17 protein-coding genes and 1 riboswitch are annotated in these 18,313 nt (G+C 47.4%); all 17 genes read left to right on the forward strand.

All coding sequences use genetic code 11. The features are described 5' to 3' along the window. Window positions 1-18: 18 nt before the first annotated feature. The 17 genes from DHAF_RS12450 (at window position 19) to DHAF_RS12525 (ending at window position 18,217) form a co-directional block, all read left to right on the forward strand. Window positions 19-2,349, forward strand: a complete 2,331-nt coding sequence (locus DHAF_RS12450) for a molybdopterin-dependent oxidoreductase (RefSeq protein WP_005816666.1) — start codon at window positions 19-21, stop codon at window positions 2,347-2,349. Next, a complete protein-coding gene (locus DHAF_RS12455) occupies window positions 2,336-2,680 on the forward strand; it encodes a 4Fe-4S dicluster domain-containing protein (RefSeq protein ID WP_005816664.1) in 345 nt (114 codons plus the stop codon). Before DHAF_RS12450 ends, DHAF_RS12455 begins: the two co-directional genes overlap by 14 nt. A gap of 34 nt (window positions 2,681-2,714) precedes the next feature. Beyond that, window positions 2,715-2,852 carry a hypothetical protein gene (locus tag DHAF_RS26080; protein ID WP_005816662.1) on the forward strand — a complete coding sequence of 46 codons (138 nt, stop codon included), beginning with the start codon at window positions 2,715-2,717 and terminating at the stop codon, window positions 2,850-2,852. A gap of 144 nt (window positions 2,853-2,996) precedes the next feature. Further along, window positions 2,997-4,574: an L-lactate permease gene (locus tag DHAF_RS12460; RefSeq protein ID WP_015944072.1), complete on the forward strand. Its 1,578-nt coding sequence runs from the start codon at window positions 2,997-2,999 to the stop codon at window positions 4,572-4,574. A 234-nt stretch (window positions 4,575-4,808) separates the two neighbouring features. Continuing rightward, window positions 4,809-5,945: a ribosomal protein S18-alanine N-acetyltransferase gene (gene rimI, locus DHAF_RS12465; protein WP_015944073.1), complete on the forward strand. Its 1,137-nt coding sequence runs from the start codon at window positions 4,809-4,811 to the stop codon at window positions 5,943-5,945. Between the two features lie 42 nt (window positions 5,946-5,987). Continuing rightward, window positions 5,988-7,328 carry an MFS transporter gene (locus DHAF_RS12470; RefSeq protein ID WP_015944074.1) on the forward strand — a complete coding sequence of 447 codons (1,341 nt, stop codon included), beginning with the start codon at window positions 5,988-5,990 and terminating at the stop codon, window positions 7,326-7,328. A gap of 271 nt (window positions 7,329-7,599) precedes the next feature. Next, window positions 7,600-8,628, forward strand: coding sequence for a 3-deoxy-7-phosphoheptulonate synthase (locus DHAF_RS12475; RefSeq protein WP_005816655.1), 1,029 nt, complete (start codon window positions 7,600-7,602; stop codon window positions 8,626-8,628). A gap of 67 nt (window positions 8,629-8,695) precedes the next feature. Beyond that, window positions 8,696-8,808: riboswitch (TPP riboswitch) on the forward strand. 89 nt (window positions 8,809-8,897) lie between these two features. Continuing rightward, entirely contained in the window at window positions 8,898-10,196 is a 1,299-nt protein-coding gene (gene thiC / locus DHAF_RS12480) for a phosphomethylpyrimidine synthase ThiC (protein WP_015944075.1), read from the forward strand. A 104-nt stretch (window positions 10,197-10,300) separates the two neighbouring features. Continuing rightward, entirely contained in the window at window positions 10,301-11,104 is an 804-nt protein-coding gene (gene thiM, locus DHAF_RS12485; RefSeq protein ID WP_005816651.1) for a hydroxyethylthiazole kinase, read from the forward strand. Next, window positions 11,095-11,718: a thiamine phosphate synthase gene (thiE, locus tag DHAF_RS12490; protein ID WP_015944076.1), complete on the forward strand. Its 624-nt coding sequence runs from the start codon at window positions 11,095-11,097 to the stop codon at window positions 11,716-11,718. The genes thiM and thiE overlap by 10 nt, the downstream gene beginning before the upstream one ends. Further along, complete coding sequence (locus DHAF_RS12495) at window positions 11,706-12,371, forward strand: MtnX-like HAD-IB family phosphatase (RefSeq protein WP_015944077.1); 666 nt, start codon at window positions 11,706-11,708, stop codon at window positions 12,369-12,371. Before thiE ends, DHAF_RS12495 begins: the two co-directional genes overlap by 13 nt. Then, a complete protein-coding gene (thiD, locus tag DHAF_RS12500; RefSeq protein ID WP_015944078.1) occupies window positions 12,368-13,156 on the forward strand; it encodes a bifunctional hydroxymethylpyrimidine kinase/phosphomethylpyrimidine kinase in 789 nt (262 codons plus the stop codon). Before DHAF_RS12495 ends, thiD begins: the two co-directional genes overlap by 4 nt. Window positions 13,157-13,564: 408 nt before the next feature. After that, on the forward strand, window positions 13,565-13,816 hold the full coding sequence (locus DHAF_RS25140; protein WP_005816641.1) for a M23 family metallopeptidase: 252 nt from the start codon (window positions 13,565-13,567) through the stop codon (window positions 13,814-13,816). 120 nt (window positions 13,817-13,936) lie between these two features. Further along, on the forward strand, window positions 13,937-14,833 hold the full coding sequence (locus tag DHAF_RS12505) for a MerR family transcriptional regulator (RefSeq protein WP_005816639.1): 897 nt from the start codon (window positions 13,937-13,939) through the stop codon (window positions 14,831-14,833). Between the two features lie 311 nt (window positions 14,834-15,144). Next, a complete protein-coding gene (locus DHAF_RS12510) occupies window positions 15,145-15,690 on the forward strand; it encodes an AAA family ATPase (RefSeq protein WP_015944079.1) in 546 nt (181 codons plus the stop codon). Window positions 15,691-16,125: 435 nt separating this feature from the next. Further along, window positions 16,126-17,361, forward strand: a complete 1,236-nt coding sequence (locus tag DHAF_RS12520; RefSeq protein ID WP_015944080.1) for an MFS transporter — start codon at window positions 16,126-16,128, stop codon at window positions 17,359-17,361. Between the two features lie 61 nt (window positions 17,362-17,422). After that, window positions 17,423-18,217, forward strand: a complete 795-nt coding sequence (locus DHAF_RS12525) for an alpha/beta fold hydrolase (RefSeq protein WP_011459674.1) — start codon at window positions 17,423-17,425, stop codon at window positions 18,215-18,217. Window positions 18,218-18,313 lie beyond the last annotated feature (96 nt).

Genomic DNA, 18,313 nt, shown 5'->3' on the forward strand with positions numbered 1-18,313 from the left:
AGGAGGGAAAAACAGTTCATGATTAACAAGTATAGCAAGGATCTTTACAAAGAGGATTGGCGCTGGCAAGAAGGGGAATATGAAGTCACCCGCACCTCGGTCTGGACAGGACCCGGTTGTCACAACGGCTGCGGTGTTCTCTGCTACACCAAAGACGGTAAATTGGAAAAAATCGAAGGTGATCCCAATTTCAGCTATAACCAAGGCAGACTATGCCTGCGCTGTATTAACATGGTGGAACAAATCTACAACAACGATCGCCTGAAATGGCCGCTCATGAGAGTTGGGAAAAAAGGCGAGAATAAATGGAAACGGGTTTCCTGGGATGAAGCTTACGACTGGATTGAAGCAAAGCATAAAGAAATCTCACAGAAAACAGGTCCCCAAGGCATCGTATCTTTAGTCGGAACCGGCCGCAATTGCATGTGGCAGCCGGCGATGATTACCCGCGCCGTATTCGGCAGCCCTAACCTTTCCTTTGGCTTCCTCAGCGCCGACTCCTGCTACCAGCCCCGGATGACAGCCAATCTGATTAAGCAGGGAGACTGCTGGGTTCTCGATGCTTCCCAGTTTCATCCCTTGCGGTATGACAACCCTGAATGGAAAGTACCGGAAGTCGTTGTCGTCTGGGGGAATGAGCCCTTAGCCTCCAATGGGGATGGCTTTGTCGGGCACTGGCTGGTTGATTTAATGAAACTGGGCACCAAACTGATTGTGATTGACCCCGCCTTGACTTGGCTGGCAGCTAAAGCCGATCTATGGTTGAAAATCCGGCCCGGTACCGATTGTGCCTTGGCTCTGGGTTTCCTCAATGTCATCATCAACGAAGACCTTTATGACCATGATTTTGTGGAGCAGTGGACTTACGGCTTTGATGAACTGGTCGAGCGGGTTCAGGAATATTCTGTGGAAAAAGCAGCGGAAATTACCTGGATTCCTAAAGAGCAAATCACAGAAGCCGCTCGTATGTATGCTAAAGCCAAACCCGCAGGAATTCAATGGGGTCTGGCCATCGACATGCAAATTGCCGGTATGGAAGCCTCTGCAGCCATTTCGGATATGGTCGCAATTACAGGAAACCTGGATGTTCCCGGCGGCAATATTCTCCTTCGCTATGCTTATAACAGTTCGAAAAAATATGGCTGCGGCCTTGAATGCATTTCTGAAGAAATGCTGCAAAAACGGATTGGAACTTATGAATCTGCCATCCACGAATCCGGATATACACCGTTTATTCCGCCTGATAAACTTCTGGAGACCATGGAATCCGGCAAACCTTACCCGGTTCAAATGCTTTGGGTTCACGGCAGCAATCCTATCGCCAATATGGCCGGTGAAGCGCCCAGAGTTTATGCGGCCTGGAAGAACGTGCCTTATACGGTTGTGGTCGATTACTATATGACACCTACTGCAGTGGCCTTTGCCGACTTAGTCCTGCCGGCAGCCATGAGCGTGGAACGCGATAGCTACCGATCCTGGTGGCAGCCTTTAAGAGCCATTACCAAAGCAGCCGAACCCTATTTTGAGAGCAAAGCCGATGAACAGATCGTGCTGGATCTGGGCAAGCGGATCAATCCTGAATACTTTAACAAGTACAAAGACGTTCGTGATCTGCTCACCGATATGCTCTACGATGATGGCAACGGTGTGGACTATGACTTTGAAGCATTGACCCATAAAGTCTATGACTGGTGGGACTGGAACCATACCTACAAGAAATATGAAAAAGGCCTGTTGCGCCAGGACGGGCAGCCGGGCTTTGTTACTGCGACAGGGTTATATGAAGTTTCTTCGCCTTTGTTTGATGTTTGGGGATTTGATCCGCTGCCCCACCATATGGAGCCCTATGAAGGGCCTTACTCCACTCCTGAACTCATGAAGGAGTATCCCTTCATTCTGACCACAGGACACCGGCAGATTGGGCTGTTCCACTCTGAACACCGCCAGCTCCCCACGATGCGGGAAGTTCATCCCCAGCCTGAGATGGACATTAATCCGGAAACAGCGCAAAAACTCGGTCTTCAGGAAGGTGATTGGGCCTGGATTGAAAATAAACGGGGTAAATGCAAACAGCAGGTTAAATTTAATTATGGGCTGGATCCCAAAGTGGTCAGGGCGCGTCATGGCTGGTGGTTTCCCGAAAAGGAAGGTGCGGAGCCGGTCCTGTTTGGAGTATTTGACAGTAACTCGAACAACTTAACCACCATGGGAGTCCATGGTCCGACCCATTATGGTGCTCCTTATAAATCCACGATCTGCAAGGTTTACAAGGTTGAGCCTGAGAATGATCAAGTAACGCCCACTGAAATTGTGACAAGGTTAGGGGGGTTTGGCTATGTCAAAAGATAATGCTCAATACGGGATTCTCATCGATTATGAATACTGTACCAATTGTCATACCTGTGAGGTAGCCTGCAAAAAGGAATTAGGGTTACCTGTCGGACAATTTGGCATCAAAGTATTGGAAGACGGACCCCGGGAAAATGTTTACGGCAAATGGTCCTGGACCTATTTGCCCTTACCCACAGAGTTATGCAATCTCTGTGAAGACAGGGTGAAGGAAGGCAGGTTGCCGACTTGTGTCCATCATTGCCAGTCAGGAATCATGTACTACGGGACCCTTGAAGAGCTATCCAAAAAGCTGGTTGAAAAACCAAACATGGTTTTATTTTCAAGGTAAAGTATAGCTTACACAAAAAGGAGGTCTTTTTTCAATGAGTCGTCAGGAAAAAGGTGGTTTCAGACCGCCGCCGACCGAAAAATTGATCTGGAAATGCAGTCAATGTGAAACCTTCAACTCTACCAAAGAACCAGCATGTAAAAAGTGCGGAGCAGAAAAACCTAAGAAGTAGACTTACAATAGGTTAGGGTCAGGATCCCTGTGGTTCATGGGGATCTTGATCCTCCCCGTTGATTATTCCAATAGCTCACTGTGACTGAAGAAGTTATGACTTTCACAAAAGAGTGAATTCAATGGTGAAAAGAGAGGAAAACAAATGGGCATGGGTTTTCTAAGTATCATGACCTTACTTCCCATCATCGTCATTTTTCTTCTGATTGCCTGGAGAAATACGCCTGTTCATATTGCTTCACTGATCGGCTGGGCTCTCTGCGTTATGATTGCTCTGGCCTTTTTCTCAACTTCTCTTGCGGTCAGTATCAGAGCCAGCTTGGCAGGCGTCGTCCAGTCATTTCCGGTTACTATCGTGTGTGCCGCTACTTTACTGCAAATTTGCTTTATGGAGGAGACCGGTGCGCTAAGGAGAATTTGTACTTTCTTAAAGACGGTAGCGATTACCAATAAGGCTTCACAAATCATGATCATCAATCTTGGCGCCGGAACCACCTTGGTTTCTGCCGGTGCAACACCGGTGGCGGTTTTGCCTCCCGTCTTAAGAGGCTTAGGGTATTCCAACTTTATGGCCATTGCTCTCCCGGCCCTTGGCTTTGACGCCCTTTGCACTTACTCCATGCTTGGTGCCCCACTTGTCGCTTTTTCCGATATAACAGGAGTCTCCCTGATTGAAGCGTCGCAAATATTTGCTCTCTATCTGCCGATCATCTCCACCTTAATCGCCTTTGCCATGCTGTATTTGGTGGGGGGAACCGAGCTGATGAAGGCAGGATTCTTCCCGGCGCTGTCAGGCGGTTTGATCGCCGGTTTAACAGCGGTCGCCATAGCCTATGTGCCCGCCCTTCATCCAGGCATCGTCTTAACCGGGGTGATTGCCGGAGTCCTGGTGATCCTGGTTGAATGCCTGTATCTCAAAGTAAAGGGCTATAAAATTCTTGATCGCAGTGTTCTTAACGATGAGGATTTACAGGTCGAGAAAGAAAGACGTTTATTGGCTGCCTTTTCGCCTTGGCTCCTGACGATTAGCCTTTTATTTTTTGTTAATTTCTATCAGCCTGTTCATGATTTCTTAACCCTCCGCCTAGGAATGCCGGTTCAAATCATTCCTGGTCAGAAGATTTACCTCCGGGTATTTTGGAACGCTTATTTTTGGGTTTTGGTCGGCACAATCGTTTCCGCCATCTGGTTGAAGCCAACCGGCACCCAAATTAAGGGAAGCCTGAGCAAGTTTGGCAAGCGGGCACCGAAACCTCTGATCTCCCTGACTGTTTTCTTTGCCCTTGGCTTATTGATGAACAACACCGGGTTACAGCCTGTTGGAGAGGTTTGGCAGGTTACGGATGCCATGCATAATATGGTTTCCGTTCTGGCCCTCGAATCGGCAAGGATCTTCGGCTGGGTTTATCCATTAATTGTCGCACCCCTTGGTCTTTTTGGCGGGTTTGTTACATCCAGTGAAGCTGCCGCCCTGGGGATGTTTGCCAAATACAACTTTATTGCTGCTAAGGAACTCTTCCTGAATCCTTTAGTGGTGGCAGCCGCCACTGGGATCGGAGCCGGGCTGGCCAGCGTAATTTCTCCCGGAAAACTTCAAAATGCGGCTGCCGTCATTGATGCAGTAGGGGAAGAGCAAGCCGTGATCAGAAAGGTTTTCCCAATCTGTCTAGGCATGATCATTGTTGCCTCCCTATTGTGCTTTGTGTTCAGTAAATTTATATAGAACACACGCCCTTGACTTCAATGCTTTTGCTTTTAGCCAGGAAAGTGGGTGAGAAATGCTTTTGACATGTTGGATCTGCAATCCCTATTGCGGACGGTGCAAGCCCCCTATGCCCAAGCCGGTTAAATGCACCCATTGTGGTAAACACACTATTCCCGATTCAATCGACCCTAAGTGTAAAAAGTGTGGGGCCCGGTTGACCGGACCGGAAATTACAGTGACAAGGAGCAATCCATGAAATATTGCACAATGATGAAGACCGCTCAAATACTGACGATTGCCTTGGGCGAGAATGGAAAACTGTTGGGAGAAACACAAATTTCTCTTTACCAGGCTCCCACGGTGGATTTTAAAACGCTCTTGGCAGGATTGCTGCATGGATTGGGTTCACAGCTGACGGATATGGACTTTGCAGGTATTGTGAAAGCCGCTTATTCACCAGAAGTGGGGGAATCAGAAGTGGGTAAAAAGCTGCATCTTCTGGTCACTGAATTGAAAATCCCTTTGATCAGTGTTTGGTCTTTGGATATGTTAGGGTGGGCGGCTCAGGATTGTGAAAAGGGGCTGGCGGTCATCCAAAACCTGGCTCAATCCCTGTGGTTTAAAGCCAGCTATCAATGGGATTCCTGCCGGCAGATTCCGGTGTGTTTGGAGGAGCCCCATATTCTGACCACTGAAGAGCTAAGGAAAGAAGTGGAGTTGGAAGACAACCGAATTTTGGTTAGTGGGGATGCCCTGCCTGCTGCAGAGTATTTAAAAAATAAGGAGAGGAGTCTTCCGGGTTATTATCAATGGCATTACGGACTATACAGCGTTCAAGCAGTTTGGCATCAATGGCTGGAATCAGGTCCCGACGAAAAATTTTTTTCACTGTATAAAATCCAGGAAAAAACCAAGGCAAGAGAATTATCTGCCCATGGTTCTTTAATCATGCGCATGATGTGTGAAGAGGATCTCAAAGATGTGATGAAAATCGAACTAAGATCCTTTCCCTCGCCATGGTCGCCGTTAGCTTTTGTAACAGAACTCAGGCATAACGAAGATGCTTACTACTTTTGCCTGTATTCCTATGGCATACTTCTGGGTTATCTGGGCGTATGGCTGATTTTTGATGAAGGGTATATCACAAGATTAGCCATACATCCTGACTTCCGGGCCAAAGGGCATGGCTCATATCTTATCAGGCAAGTGCTGGAATGGATGAAACCCCGTGGGGTGAAGCGCTTAAATTTGGAAATCCGCTCCTCAAATACACTTGCCTGCAGCTTCTATAAGAAGCTAGGATTCTTGCCCCGAGCTACCAAGCAAGCATATTACACCGATCCGCCTGAAGATGCTATGGTGATGACTTTGGATCTTAATTGTCCGTAGTGAAGGTCACTATCCGTACCGTTTAGAAAGTGAGGGAATTGAATGGACAATTCCAAGCGAAGTTCTATGCTTCGCAAATTGAAAATTTTACAATGGCCCATGTATGTCATTTGCGTTTTATGCTATATGCTTACTTTGTTCCATCGGATTACGCCGGCTATTATGGGACCCGATTTAATGGCAGACCTTTCCCTGGGTGCGGTTGCCTTCGGCTTCATGGGCATGGCCTTTACCTGGATCTATGCCTTTGCTCAAGCCCCGGTAGGCACTATGCTGGATAGTTTAGGCGCCCGCCGGGGACTGACGGCAATTCTTATGATAGCGGCCATTGGCTCACTGGTCTTCAGCCTTGCTGAAAATTTTACAGTGTTAATTATCGGTAGAATCCTTCTGGCAGTAGCCGTGTCTGGTTTTTTGATCGGTGGGGCAAAAATAATCTCTGCTTGGTTTACGACCCGTCAATATCCAATGCTTTGGGGAATATTTATGGGACTGGGTTCTTTGGGCAGCGTCCTGGGCACAGCGCCGCTAAGGACATTAATGAGTTTTGCAGGGTGGAGAACAGCTTTATTCGGCATAGCAGTTTTTTCCTTGATATTGGCAGTGGTAACGTATATCTTATTGAGAGATAAGCCGGCGGAACGAGGGTTGCTTACACCGGATGAACTCCATGGGGAAACTGCAGTGGTTGCCGCCATAAGCGAAGAAGCCGGGCAAGAAAAGGTTCCCTTTACTGCCGTACTCAAAATGCCTGTCTTATGGTTAATCGGTTTACTGTCTCTCGGTGTGAACTCCAGTTCACAGACTTTCGGCTCCATGTGGGAAGGCATCTATCTGACCGATGCCCTGGCATTATCCAAGGAGGCCAGTGGGGATATTCTGTCCTGGTACGCATGGGGGCTCTTTGCAGGATGTATCCTAAGCGGTGCAGTGGTCAGAAAGATTGGCTCCAAGAAAACCATGGTATTGGGTTGTATTTTGTTTTTGTTTAACTGGCTATGGATTGCTTTGCAGCCGGCAACCATAAGCATTACAGAGTTAAGCTTTTTTAATTTCTTAATGGGGGCATTACAGATGCTGGTCATCTCCACCACATTTATTTATATTCGTGAAGTCATGCCCACATCCCGTTTAGGGACTGCGATGGGAATCGTGAACAGCTTTGCCTGGATTTTTGGAGCAGGACTTTTTCAACAGATTTGGGGAATTATCATCAATGCCGTTTCTGATGGGATAAAGCCATATCCCGTATATGCATTTCAAGTAACCCTTTGGCTTCAGGTGATCATGATCTGTTTAGGCGTCATTTGTTCTATTGTCCTTTACCGGAAAGATTTTGGAGGAAAAGAAAAAAGTGTAAAGCTAACGAATCATGCAGTGTAAACCAGCTTTTAATTGTCAGCCAAGAGATTTATGTTGATTCAATTAAATCAGGATAAGGAAACTGCAGAAAGCAGCGATCTGGCGGGCGATGTTATGCCCGTCAGATTTTTATGACTGCTCAACCGTTTGCTGGTTGCTTAAAAAGTATAACAATAAACCCAAAAGAATTGTTATATATAAGGAGTTTTTTTCTTGCGATTTTTATAGGGTAGATTTATACTTGTAACTATATCAGTTTGCCATATATGGAGAAGAGTAGAGGTGTTGATCTATGAGTATGAATTTTATCAAGAAATTACCGCCGGCGGAAGAAATTATTGCCCATTTGCCTTTAAGCAAAGAAGTGGCTGAGCTCCGGGACAAACGGGTGGACGAGATGAAGAAGATCCTGACCAATGAAGATCAACGGTTCTTATTGATTGTCGGTCCTTGCTCCGCCGATCATGAAGATCCCGTTTGTGAGTATATTGAACGATTGGCCAAAGTCCAGGAAAAGGTCAAGGATACCCTCCTCATCGTGCCCCGGATCTATACCAACAAACCCCGGACCACAGGGGAAGGGTATAAAGGGATGGTTCATCAGCCGGACCCGGAAAAGGCCCCGGATATGTGCGAGGGTATTAAAGCCATTCGCCGCTTGCATATCCGCGCCATATCGGAATTTGGGATGCCGGCTGCTGACGAGATGCTCTATCCGGAGAATTACAGCTATCTTGCCGATGTCCTGGGTTACGTGGCCATCGGAGCCCGTTCCGTGGAAAATCAACAGCATCGCCTTACCGTCAGCGGTGTTGAACTTCCGGTGGGCATGAAAAACCCCACCAGCGGCGATATGACCGTGATGTTTAATTCATTGATTGCAGCACACAGCAATCATTCTTTCATCTACAATGGCTGGGAAGTTGAAACCACTGGGAACCCTTATGCTCACGCCGTGTTAAGAGGGGCTGTGAATGCCAATGGTGAAAATATCCCCAATTATCATTTTGAAGACCTGATTCGGACCGCTCGGGAATATGAAAGACTGGAATTGGTTAATCCGGCCATTATCGTGGATGTGAATCATGCCAACTCCATGAAGTGCTTTTATGAGCAGCCCCGTATTTCCGGCGAGGTGCTGTACAGCCGTAGGTATGATTCCCTGCTGAAGAAGATGATCAAAGGGCTGATGATCGAGAGCTATCTGGAGGAAGGAAGGCAGGGCATCGGGGAAAACATCTATGGAAAATCCATTACGGATGCTTGCTTAGGCTGGGAGAGCACGGAGAAGTTGATTTACTCTATAGCTGAAAATGTCTAAAATCAGCCGGTTCTCTTTTAATTCCGTATAACATGTGATATACTTTAGGTGCCAATAATTGTAACTGCATAATCACTAGGGGGGCCGAATAAGGTCGGCTGAGATAAAGGACCCAAGAATCCTTTGACCCTTAACCTGATCTGGGTAATGCCAGCGTAGGGAAGGTGGATAATAACGATATGTTTATTAGAATACAGACCTACCCGGTCTGTATTTTTTATATCCGCCTTTTTTATATTTTTATTTATATTAAGGAAGGTGTGGTTTCATTGACTCAACTGCAAGAAGCAAGAAAAGGAATCATTACTCCGGAAATGGTCCAAGCAGCTGAATTGGAGGGAATTACCGGGGAGGAACTGAGGCAGAAGATCGCCATAGGGGAAGCGGTTTTACCCTGCAACATCAACCATCAGGGACTTCGTCCCATGGCAGTCGGCAAGGGTCTGTCTACGAAAGTGAACGCCAACATCGGAACCTCCGATGCCTATCCGGAGCTAGCCCCTGAGCTGAGCAAACTGGAGATTGCTGTGGCGGCCGGTGTCCATTCCATCATGGATTTAAGTACAGGCGGAGATATTGATGAGATCAGAAGAAGGATTATCCAGGATAGTCCGGTCATGGTGGGAACGGTGCCTTTATACCAGGTCATGGTGGATACTCACAAGGCCGGCCGGGGCTTAGTGGAAATGACGGATGACGAAATCTTCGCCGGGATCGAGAAACACTGCCGGGACGGAGCTGATTTTATCACGGTTCACTGTGGCGTAACCTTAGAGGTCATTCAGGAACTCCGGGAACAGGGACGGGTGATGGATATCGTCTCTCGGGGCGGGTCCTTTATTACCGCCTGGATGCTGCATCATCAGCGACAAAACCCCCTTTTCGAGCAGTACGACCGCCTGTTAAACATCGCTTTGCACTATGATGTTACTCTGAGTCTGGGAGATGGCCTCCGGCCAGGTTGCTTAGCCGACGCCACAGACGGCCCCCAAATTAAAGAACTGATCACTCTGGGAAGCTTGGTCAAACGGGCTCAGGAAGCAGGGGTGCAGGTTATGGTCGAAGGCCCTGGACATGTTCCTCTCCATCAGATTGAAACGAATATGCAGTTGGCAAAGACCCTCTGCCATAATGCTCCTTTCTATGTCTTAGGCCCTTTGGTCACCGATGTGGCTCCGGGATATGATCATATTACATCAGCTATTGGCGGAGCTATCGCAGCTTCCAGCGGTGCGGACTTCCTCTGCTATGTCACCCCTGCGGAGCATCTTGGTTTGCCTACGGAGGAGGATGTCAAAGAAGGGGTGATCGCTGCCCGCATCGCAGCTCATGCAGCCGATCTGGTTAAAGGCATTAAAGGAGCCTGGGAATGGGATCTGGAAATGGCCAAAGCCCGCAAAGCCTTGGATTGGCCAAAACAAATCCAGCTGTCCATTGATCCGGAAAAAGCGGGGCGAATGCGAAAAGCCAAAAATGAAGACAGCCAGGAGCGCTGCACCATGTGCGGAAAATTCTGCGCCTATCAATTAATCAGCGACTATATGGGGACACCTTTTAAAGGCTGCTAAAAAACGCTGATCTTACTTAGGTAAGACAAAAAGCTCTCAAACTTAGGAAATCAATTTACGGGAATTGAATAATAAAATTTTAAAGGAAAAGAAGGTGTAGGATCATGAAAGAAAAACTAACAAAAGCTCTTCAAGCCCTCAAACACAAAACCCCCCTGGTCCATGCCATTACCAATGTTGTTACGGTCAACGACTGCGCTAATAGTTTGCTGGCTGTGGGAGCATCACCGGCTATGTGCGAAGCAGCGGATGAAGTGTTCGAGTTCAGCCAGCTTGCCGGCTCCTTGTATCTTAACTTAGGAACCTTAACCAAGGAACAGGAAATGGCAGCTTATCTGGCCATCCGGGGAGCAACCTTAAAAGGGATTCCGGTGATCCTTGATCCGGTAGCCTGCGGAGCCATTCCCCGTAAAAAAGCAACGATTGAAAGGCTGGGGCATTTTGGCCGCTTTACGGTAATCAAAGGGAATTTGGGCGAGGTCAAGGCTTTGGCCGGATTGGCAGCCCGGGTCAGAGGAGTGGATTCCCTGGATGAAGGGAATGATGGCCTGGAAGCTTGTCAAAGCCTGGCCAGAGCTTATGGCTGCGTCGTGGCGGCCACCGGGAAAGTGGATATCGTTGCCGATGGACAAAGAGCCTGCTTGATCGAAAATGGGACAGAGATGCTGACCCGGATCACGGGGGCCGGCTGCATGGCCGGGGCCTTGGTGGCCGGTTTTTGCGGAGCTTATGAAGACGCCTTCGGAGCAACGGTTGCCGCTTTGCTGACCATGTCTCTGGCGGGAGAATTAGCTCAGGAGACCTCCGGCGGGGAATTGCCGGGAACATTCCGGGCTCACCTTATCGACCAGCTCAGCCTGGTGGATGAGGCACTGATCGAGAAAAGGGGGCGGGTGCAATGGCTGTAGATTATAGCCTTTACCTGGTCACGGATCGAATCCTGGTCGGGCCGAAAGATTTTTTATTATCCATAAGAAAAGCTCTGGAGGGTGGAGTGACGTTGCTCCAATTGCGGGAGAAAGAGACAAATTCCCGGGAGTTTTATGACATTGGGGTGAAAGTAAAAGAGCTGGCGGCGGAATTCGGAGTACCCCTGATCATCAATGATCGGGTGGACCTGGCCTTGGCCCTGGATGCCGACGGGGTGCATGTGGGCCAACAGGATCTGCCCCTGGCCAAAGTCCGGAATATAATCGGCCCTGACAAAATCCTCGGCTATTCTGTTTCCAGTCTGGAAGAAGCGCTCCAGGGAGAGAGGATGGGGGCGGATTATCTGGGGGCCGGTCCGGTATTTCCTACGGGAAGCAAAAAGGATGCTGCAGAAGCCATCGGCTTAGCAAAGCTTAAGGAAATCAAAGCCGGCGTTAGTCTTCCCGTTGTTGGCATCGGCGGCATCGGAGCAGCAAACCTCAGGGTGGTGAAAGAGACGGGGATTGACGGAGTTTCGGTGATCTCAGCCATTCTAAGCCAGGAAGATCCTTGCGCCGCCGCCAAGGGGTTGGTGGATTTATGGAGGAATTGAACAGGATTTTCTTCGTGGATTTTGACGGCACCATCGTCACTCAGGATATGTGTGCAGTCCTCGTGGAAACCTTGGCCGGGGAAGGATGGCGGGAGATTAATGAACTTTGGGAAAGAAAAGAGCTTTCCACCCTGGAGTGCGCCCGCCGGACCTTTAAGCTGTTTAAGAGCAATGACCCGGAAGTTTTTCGCCAGCTTATGGATCAGGCGGTGTTCGATCCCGGATTTTTAGATTTTGCCGCTTTTTGTGAACAGAGAGGATTTCCCCTCATCATTCTCAGCGACGGATATGATTTCTATATTGAGTACCTCTTGCAAAGAGAGGGATTGAACCTGCCTTACTATGCCAACACATTGCTGTTTGCTCCCCAACTTGACGTAGAAACCCCCTACAGCTCCGGCGAATGTGATCTATGCGGGGTCTGCAAACTGCAGCTGATGGAAAAATTGCTTAAACCCGGTTGCCGATCCGTCTATATCGGAGATGGGACTTCCGATTTTTGCCCGGCGGAAAGGGCGGATAAGGTCTTTGCCAGGAGCAGGCTCTATCAGCACTGCCAGGAGGTAGGCAAAGAAGCCCGGCTATTCCAATCGTTTCAGGATATTCTCCAGACAGTTAAACATTGGGGAAGGGAAGAGGAGGAAGGGACTTGAAAAATCTTTTAACCATTGCCGGCTCCGACTCCAGCGGCGGAGCAGGAATCCAAGCGGACTTGAAGACTTTTTCCGCCTTGGGGGTTTATGGGATGAGCGTCATAACCGCGGTGACCGCTCAAAATACCCTGGGGGTGGATGAGGTGGCCGAGATAGGGCGGGATATGGTCAAAGCTCAAATCGACGCAGTTTTCAAGGATATCCCGGTCCATGGGGTAAAAATAGGCATGGTCTCCAACCCGGAGATCATCACACAAATCGCCGCATCTCTGAAAGAATGGAAGGCTCCCAATATTGTGGTCGATCCGGTAATGATCTCGAAGAGCGGTTACGCTCTTCTCAAGCCGGAGGCTGTGGAAACCCTGAAGCGGGAACTGCTCCCCCTGGCCCGAGTGGTTACGCCCAATCTGCCTGAAGCCTGCTGTCTGCTGGGCATAGAGGCCCTCGACGAAGAGGGAATGGAGTTTGCGGCCCAGGAGCTCCACCGGTTGGGTCCGGAGAGTGTGCTCATTAAAGGAGGACATTTAAAAGATGCTGCCAACGATCTCCTTTTTGACGGCGAGGATTTTTCCTGGTTTAAGGCGCCCCATTTAAACCAAAAGCATACCCATGGCACCGGATGCACCCTTTCCTCAGCCATTGCGGCTCATTTAGCCTTGGGCTATGAACTGCAAACAACGGTTCAAAAAGCAAAAGAGTATCTTTTTGGCGCTATCGAACAGGCCTTTCCCTTAGGCCATGGGGTGGGGCCGGTTCATCATTTTTATCGGATGACTTGTCGGTAAACTGGTAAGATTATATGGGTTTCTTTTTGGTATAGCGGACTTCCATACTAAACTTGCTCCAAATTCGGAATCGATTACGATTTTATATACGCCCTGCTTCTTTGGGGATTGTGCTTCAAGTGTTTCACGCCACAAGCCGGGTGGAGCAATCGAATCTTCAAGATCTGGATATTTGCTGCATATATAAGAGGACGCAGGGTCGAGTCCCGCTAGCTCCATCAAAAACAAAAGGCAAAAAAGATTTATTGCTTACAAAGCCAGTAAATCCAAGCCTTTCGAGGGCTTCCACGATGAAAAGTGGAAGTTCTTTTTTCGTAGATTTATTGGGGTATAGCTTCACTCTGATAGGACTCAAACCTACAAGGAAAAACATTCAGGAGTAGCGCCGCTGTTCAGGTCGGACAGCAGGTGCGGCGTGGTGATACAATCGCCCGCTGCGGTAATTCAGGCAACACAAGTGAGCCGCATCTCCATTTTCAAGTACAGAACACAAAGAATTTTTATTCTTCCATAGGATTGCCGATACGGTTTACATCGATAAGAAAATCTCCAATACCGAATTGCGAACGATCAGACCCATGTCAGGCACCAAATTATGAGGAGATTGATAATTGTTATATTGCCCGCGGATTAGCGGTGGAGAATAAAACCAAATCATAAAACAGAAAGTATCGTTTTATTGCACTCACAAACAAATATCAGAAAACACTTGACTACCCCCTTGGGGGCTGGCTTAAGATAATTTTGAGAGCAATTAGAATTGTGTTAGGAGGAAAGATTATGCAGATAAAAGAAGTTTGTGAGAAGTGCAAGCTAACCAAAAAAGCAATAGAATATTACGAATCTAAAAACCTGATACATCCGCAGATACTCGAAAACGGATACAGGGATTACAGCGATGCTGATATAGCTGTACTGAAAGAGATCTCCGTGCTTAGAAAATGTGGCGTCAGCATTGCCGATATTGCAGAGATACTAACCAGCTCAAATAAACCCGCGGCTTTAGCCAAGTGCAAATATATCACGGAATTACGTATGCAGCGTTTGAATGATATACAAAAGTGTATGGATAGCCTGATTGCTAATTACGATATAAATCGTGAATTTGACTACCTGCAAACGCTTGATGAGTACTTATACACCATAAAAGAAAAATTGGTTTTTGCTTTCCCCGGAAACTATGGCCTTTATGTATCTATGCATTTTGGCAGATTCTTGAATGGAACAATTGACACGGATGAAAAAAAATATGCCTATGATGCTATTGTACAGTATCTTGATCGTGTGGATCTGTATTTGCCTGCGGAACTTTCTGAATTTCTGGAGGCGCTTTTCAATGCCAGTGAAAAGATAGATGCGGCAAAGATTGAGGAAGAAACAAACGGAAAAATGCATGAAATGCTTGCTGATACAGACGGTTACTTAGAACGCAATCGGGAAGAAATTGAACAGTATATTGAATTTAAAAGTTCTGATGAGTATCAAAATTCCGAAGCAGGCAAATTTCAAAGGTATATGTTGAATTTTCAAAAAGAAAGTGGCTATCAGGAAGTTTTAATAGCTAACATGAAAATACTCAGTCCCGCTTATGCCGAGTACCTTAAAAAAGTTAAAGCCGCAAATGACATTATGCTAAAAAAGTTTCCAAAAGCAAAGGATATGTATGAATTAAACTAATATAAGGTTTATGATTGTTTTTAGGGCAATCATAAATGCGGATGTTCTTTTGGTCTAAAGCAGTAGTCATATCATTGGAATACCTGCGAAGAATCTGATTTATTTTGATAACTTGGCGCTCGCTCTGGTGAAAGATAAGAAATCTTTTTTCCACCATCTTTACAAAAAAGACATAGCTTTTCACCAAGGAATTGCTATGTCTTTTCTTTAACGATATTATGGAGTCAAAGTTTATTTATCATGTAGATAAACCGGAAATTTTCGGTAGGTTTTGTCCTTTAGACTATTTATGTAAATTGGAAGGTGTAAGGATGTCGAGAGGCATAATTGTTTTTGGATCAAACGGCAGCGGAAAATCCACTCTGGGACGAGAGCTGGCGCGTATTTTGAATTTTAAGTATATGGATATTGAAGATTATCACTTTATAAAATCAGAAATTCCATACACAGTAGAGCGCACACGTGAGGACCGTTTAAATTTAATGCTTGCCGATATCGAGAAAAGTGGTTCATTTGTTGTTTCTGCCGTCGTTGGTGATTTTGGTGAGGAAATTTCATCGAGGTATAACTTTGCTGTATTTATATCAGCACCACTTGAAACTCGTGTTGAACGCATAAAGCAAAGAGCTTATGAACAGCATGGAGAACGTATCTGTGAAGGCGGTGATATGTACGAGCAGCACTTAAAGTTTGTTGACTTTGTGGCATCACGGCCTCTATCAAGAACTGAGCAATGGGCAAAAACTCTTGTGTGTCCTGTCATACATATTGATGGCACAAAATCTATTTCTGAAAATACAGAACTGGTTGTTGAAGAATACTTACATAATTTATCCTCCAAAGAGCTGCGAAGATGAGGTTGGCTGACGAGAGCATCGCTTTTTTCCCGGAGGCCTTGTGTCATGAGGGAATTGTTTGCTCAAAGTTTCTATTGAGCAAACACATCCTTGATGTTATAATAAAACGTACTTTTCAACAAAAGGTACTGTTGATTAAAAGGAGGATACCTGAACCATGTTGTATTCCGTTCGTATTCGGTAAGTAAGCGGCAAAAGACATGATCCCATTCCAGAATGGGGCTCTTTTTGTTGTGCTTATCGGCGAATGAAGACATGGTAAAGGAAAGGGAAACTCCCAGGAGTTTGCCGATTTTCTGATGGTGTCTTTATAGCGCGGTGAAGCCTGCAGACTGAAGTCCGATTTTGGACGGAGGTCTGTTTTTTGTTTATCACAGGAAGAAAGATTGAGGTTAAGTTATGAATTAAAAGCTATGAATTAAAAGGAGAAAGACTATGCTTATAAAAACTGAACACTGGCAGCGCAGCTTCTATACTCTATGGGCAGGTCAGGCCGTATCCCTGATCACCAGCGCCGTCCTGCAAATGGCCATCATTTGGCACCTTACCGAAGAGACCGGCTCAGCTATGGTTCTGTCCATAGCGACTTTGGTGGGATTTCTGCCTCAGGCGATTTTAGGGCCTTTCATCGGGGTGTTGGTCGATCGCTATCATCGTAAATATGTCATGATCGGCGCCGACCTTCTGATTGCCGCCGTAGGCCTGATGCTGGCCCTGGCTTCCCTGGCCATGGAACTGCCCGTGTGGCTGATTATGGTGGTTTTATTCCTGCGCAGTGTGGGTACCGCCTTCCATTCTCCAGCCCTGAATGCGGTGACACCGCTTTTGGTCCCGGAGGATCAATTGACAAAATGTGCCGGCTATACTCAGTCCATTCAGTCTGCCAGCTATATACTGGGACCCGCCCTGGCGGCTCTTCTCTATGCTGTCTGGGATCTTAACTCCATCATCCTTGTGGATGTGGCGGGAGCTGTTTTGGCCAGCATCCTTACGGCGTTTGTGTTTATTCCCAGGTTAGAGGCCGGGGAGAGCGCAGCTCAGGGAAATCTAATGCTGGAGATGAAAGAGGGGTATTCAGCGCTTCGCTCAAATAAGGGCTTGTTTGCCCTTCTATGGGTGGGGGCCTTGTATATGCTCTTCTTTATGCCCATCAATGCCTTATTTCCCCTGATGAGTATGAAATATTTTGGCGGAACCACCTTCCATGCTTCCCTCGTGGAGATCGTCTTTGCGGCAGGGATGCTGGTGGGAGGACTGGTCCTGGGAGTCTGGGGAGGCTTCAAGAACCGTGTTATGAGCCTTGCCGCTTCCATTTTGCTGATGGGAGTCAGTCTCATGGTATCAGGAGTGTTGCCGGTGAAGGGCTATGCCGTCTTTGTTTTGTGCTCGACTCTCATGGGCTTTTCCGCCCCCTTTTATAGCGGAGTACAAACGGCTTTATTTCAAGAAAAGATCAGCCCGGAATATCTGGGACGAGTCTTCGCTTTATTAGGCAGCGTTGTTTCCGTAGCTATGCCTCTCGGCCTGGTGTTATCCGCTTTGTTTGCGGATACACTAGGGGTGAATCGTTGGTTTCTTATCTCGGGAATACTGATCATGGGAATCGCAGTGCTGCCAGCCCTCATGCCTGGATTGCGAAATTTGGATCGGCAAGAAGATAAGACAGCCTGAATTCTCCCTAAAGTAAATCCTATTCATAAAATCGATCCTATTTGTTGAATGAGGTAAGTCAATGCCAAATGCAACTCTCGCCGATGGAAAGCTACATTACTTGGATCGTGGAGCAGGTAAGCCCCTGGTCTTTATTCATGGACTGGGGGCTGACCTGAGCTTCCACGACCCGCAGATTGAGTTTTTCAGCCGGACTCACCGGGTCATTTGCCCGGAGCTGCGGGGCAATGCCCGCTCCAGCAAGCTCACCGGCCCTATCCACAAAATCCTGGACATCCAGTGTCAGGATCTGGCGGCCTTAATGGAGCAATTAGGCATAGAGCAAACCGTTTTGGCGGGTACATCCTATGGGGGTGTTTTCTGCTTTAATTTTGTGTTGCGTTATCCGGAGAAGGTTTCCGGGTTGATCATTGGGGATGCTCTGGGGGATACCCGAATAAGCAGTTTCAGGGAAGCCCTGCTTATGTTGGTGGAATATTTAGGGCTATGGGGTGTTTACCTCCCCAAACCTGTACTGATTGCGATGATGAGACATCAATACAAACCATGGCCTTATGCCCGGGACCATGTGGTGAACTTTGTCCGGGGCATGCGCCGGACAGAATTTCTGCTTCAGCTTTTGGCGATGAATCGAATTAAGTTTACTCCCTATCTTAAGCAAGTGAGCTGCCCTGCCTTGGGAATTGTCGGAGAGGAAAATAAAGTAGGGGTAGGCTGGATGAAGAGTGCTATGAAGGAGATTCCCCAGTCCTCCCTGGCAATCGTTCCCCATGCCCTTGATCCGACGAATCTGTGTCAGCCTGAGGAATACAACCGCTTAGTGAAGGAATTTCTGGAAAGGTTGAACTACATATAAAATTTCGGAATGATACTATGTATCATTGGTAATTGGAGGTTTTTGTGCTAGGATAATTATGCCAAAGGTTTTGGCGGTTTATCGCCAGACCGGGCG

This window comes from Desulfitobacterium hafniense DCB-2 (genome assembly GCF_000021925.1).
Taxonomy (GTDB): domain Bacteria; phylum Bacillota; class Desulfitobacteriia; order Desulfitobacteriales; family Desulfitobacteriaceae; genus Desulfitobacterium; species Desulfitobacterium hafniense.

Coding starts and splice junctions, on each gene's coding strand:
- DHAF_RS12450 (WP_005816666.1), top strand. CDS start 19: ATGATTAACAAGTATAGCAAGGATCTTTACAAAGAGGATTGGCGCTGG.
- DHAF_RS12455 (WP_005816664.1), top strand. CDS start 2,336: ATGTCAAAAGATAATGCTCAATACGGGATTCTCATCGATTATGAATAC.
- DHAF_RS26080 (WP_005816662.1), top strand. CDS start 2,715: ATGAGTCGTCAGGAAAAAGGTGGTTTCAGACCGCCGCCGACCGAAAAA.
- DHAF_RS12460 (WP_015944072.1), top strand. CDS start 2,997: ATGGGCATGGGTTTTCTAAGTATCATGACCTTACTTCCCATCATCGTC.
- rimI (WP_015944073.1), top strand. CDS start 4,809: ATGAAATATTGCACAATGATGAAGACCGCTCAAATACTGACGATTGCC.
- DHAF_RS12470 (WP_015944074.1), top strand. CDS start 5,988: ATGGACAATTCCAAGCGAAGTTCTATGCTTCGCAAATTGAAAATTTTA.
- DHAF_RS12475 (WP_005816655.1), top strand. CDS start 7,600: ATGAGTATGAATTTTATCAAGAAATTACCGCCGGCGGAAGAAATTATT.
- thiM (WP_005816651.1), top strand. CDS start 10,301: ATGAAAGAAAAACTAACAAAAGCTCTTCAAGCCCTCAAACACAAAACC.
- thiE (WP_015944076.1), top strand. CDS start 11,095: ATGGCTGTAGATTATAGCCTTTACCTGGTCACGGATCGAATCCTGGTC.
- DHAF_RS12495 (WP_015944077.1), top strand. CDS start 11,706: ATGGAGGAATTGAACAGGATTTTCTTCGTGGATTTTGACGGCACCATC.
- DHAF_RS12505 (WP_005816639.1), top strand. CDS start 13,937: ATGCAGATAAAAGAAGTTTGTGAGAAGTGCAAGCTAACCAAAAAAGCA.
- DHAF_RS12510 (WP_015944079.1), top strand. CDS start 15,145: ATGTCGAGAGGCATAATTGTTTTTGGATCAAACGGCAGCGGAAAATCC.
- DHAF_RS12520 (WP_015944080.1), top strand. CDS start 16,126: ATGCTTATAAAAACTGAACACTGGCAGCGCAGCTTCTATACTCTATGG.
- DHAF_RS12525 (WP_011459674.1), top strand. CDS start 17,423: ATGCCAAATGCAACTCTCGCCGATGGAAAGCTACATTACTTGGATCGT.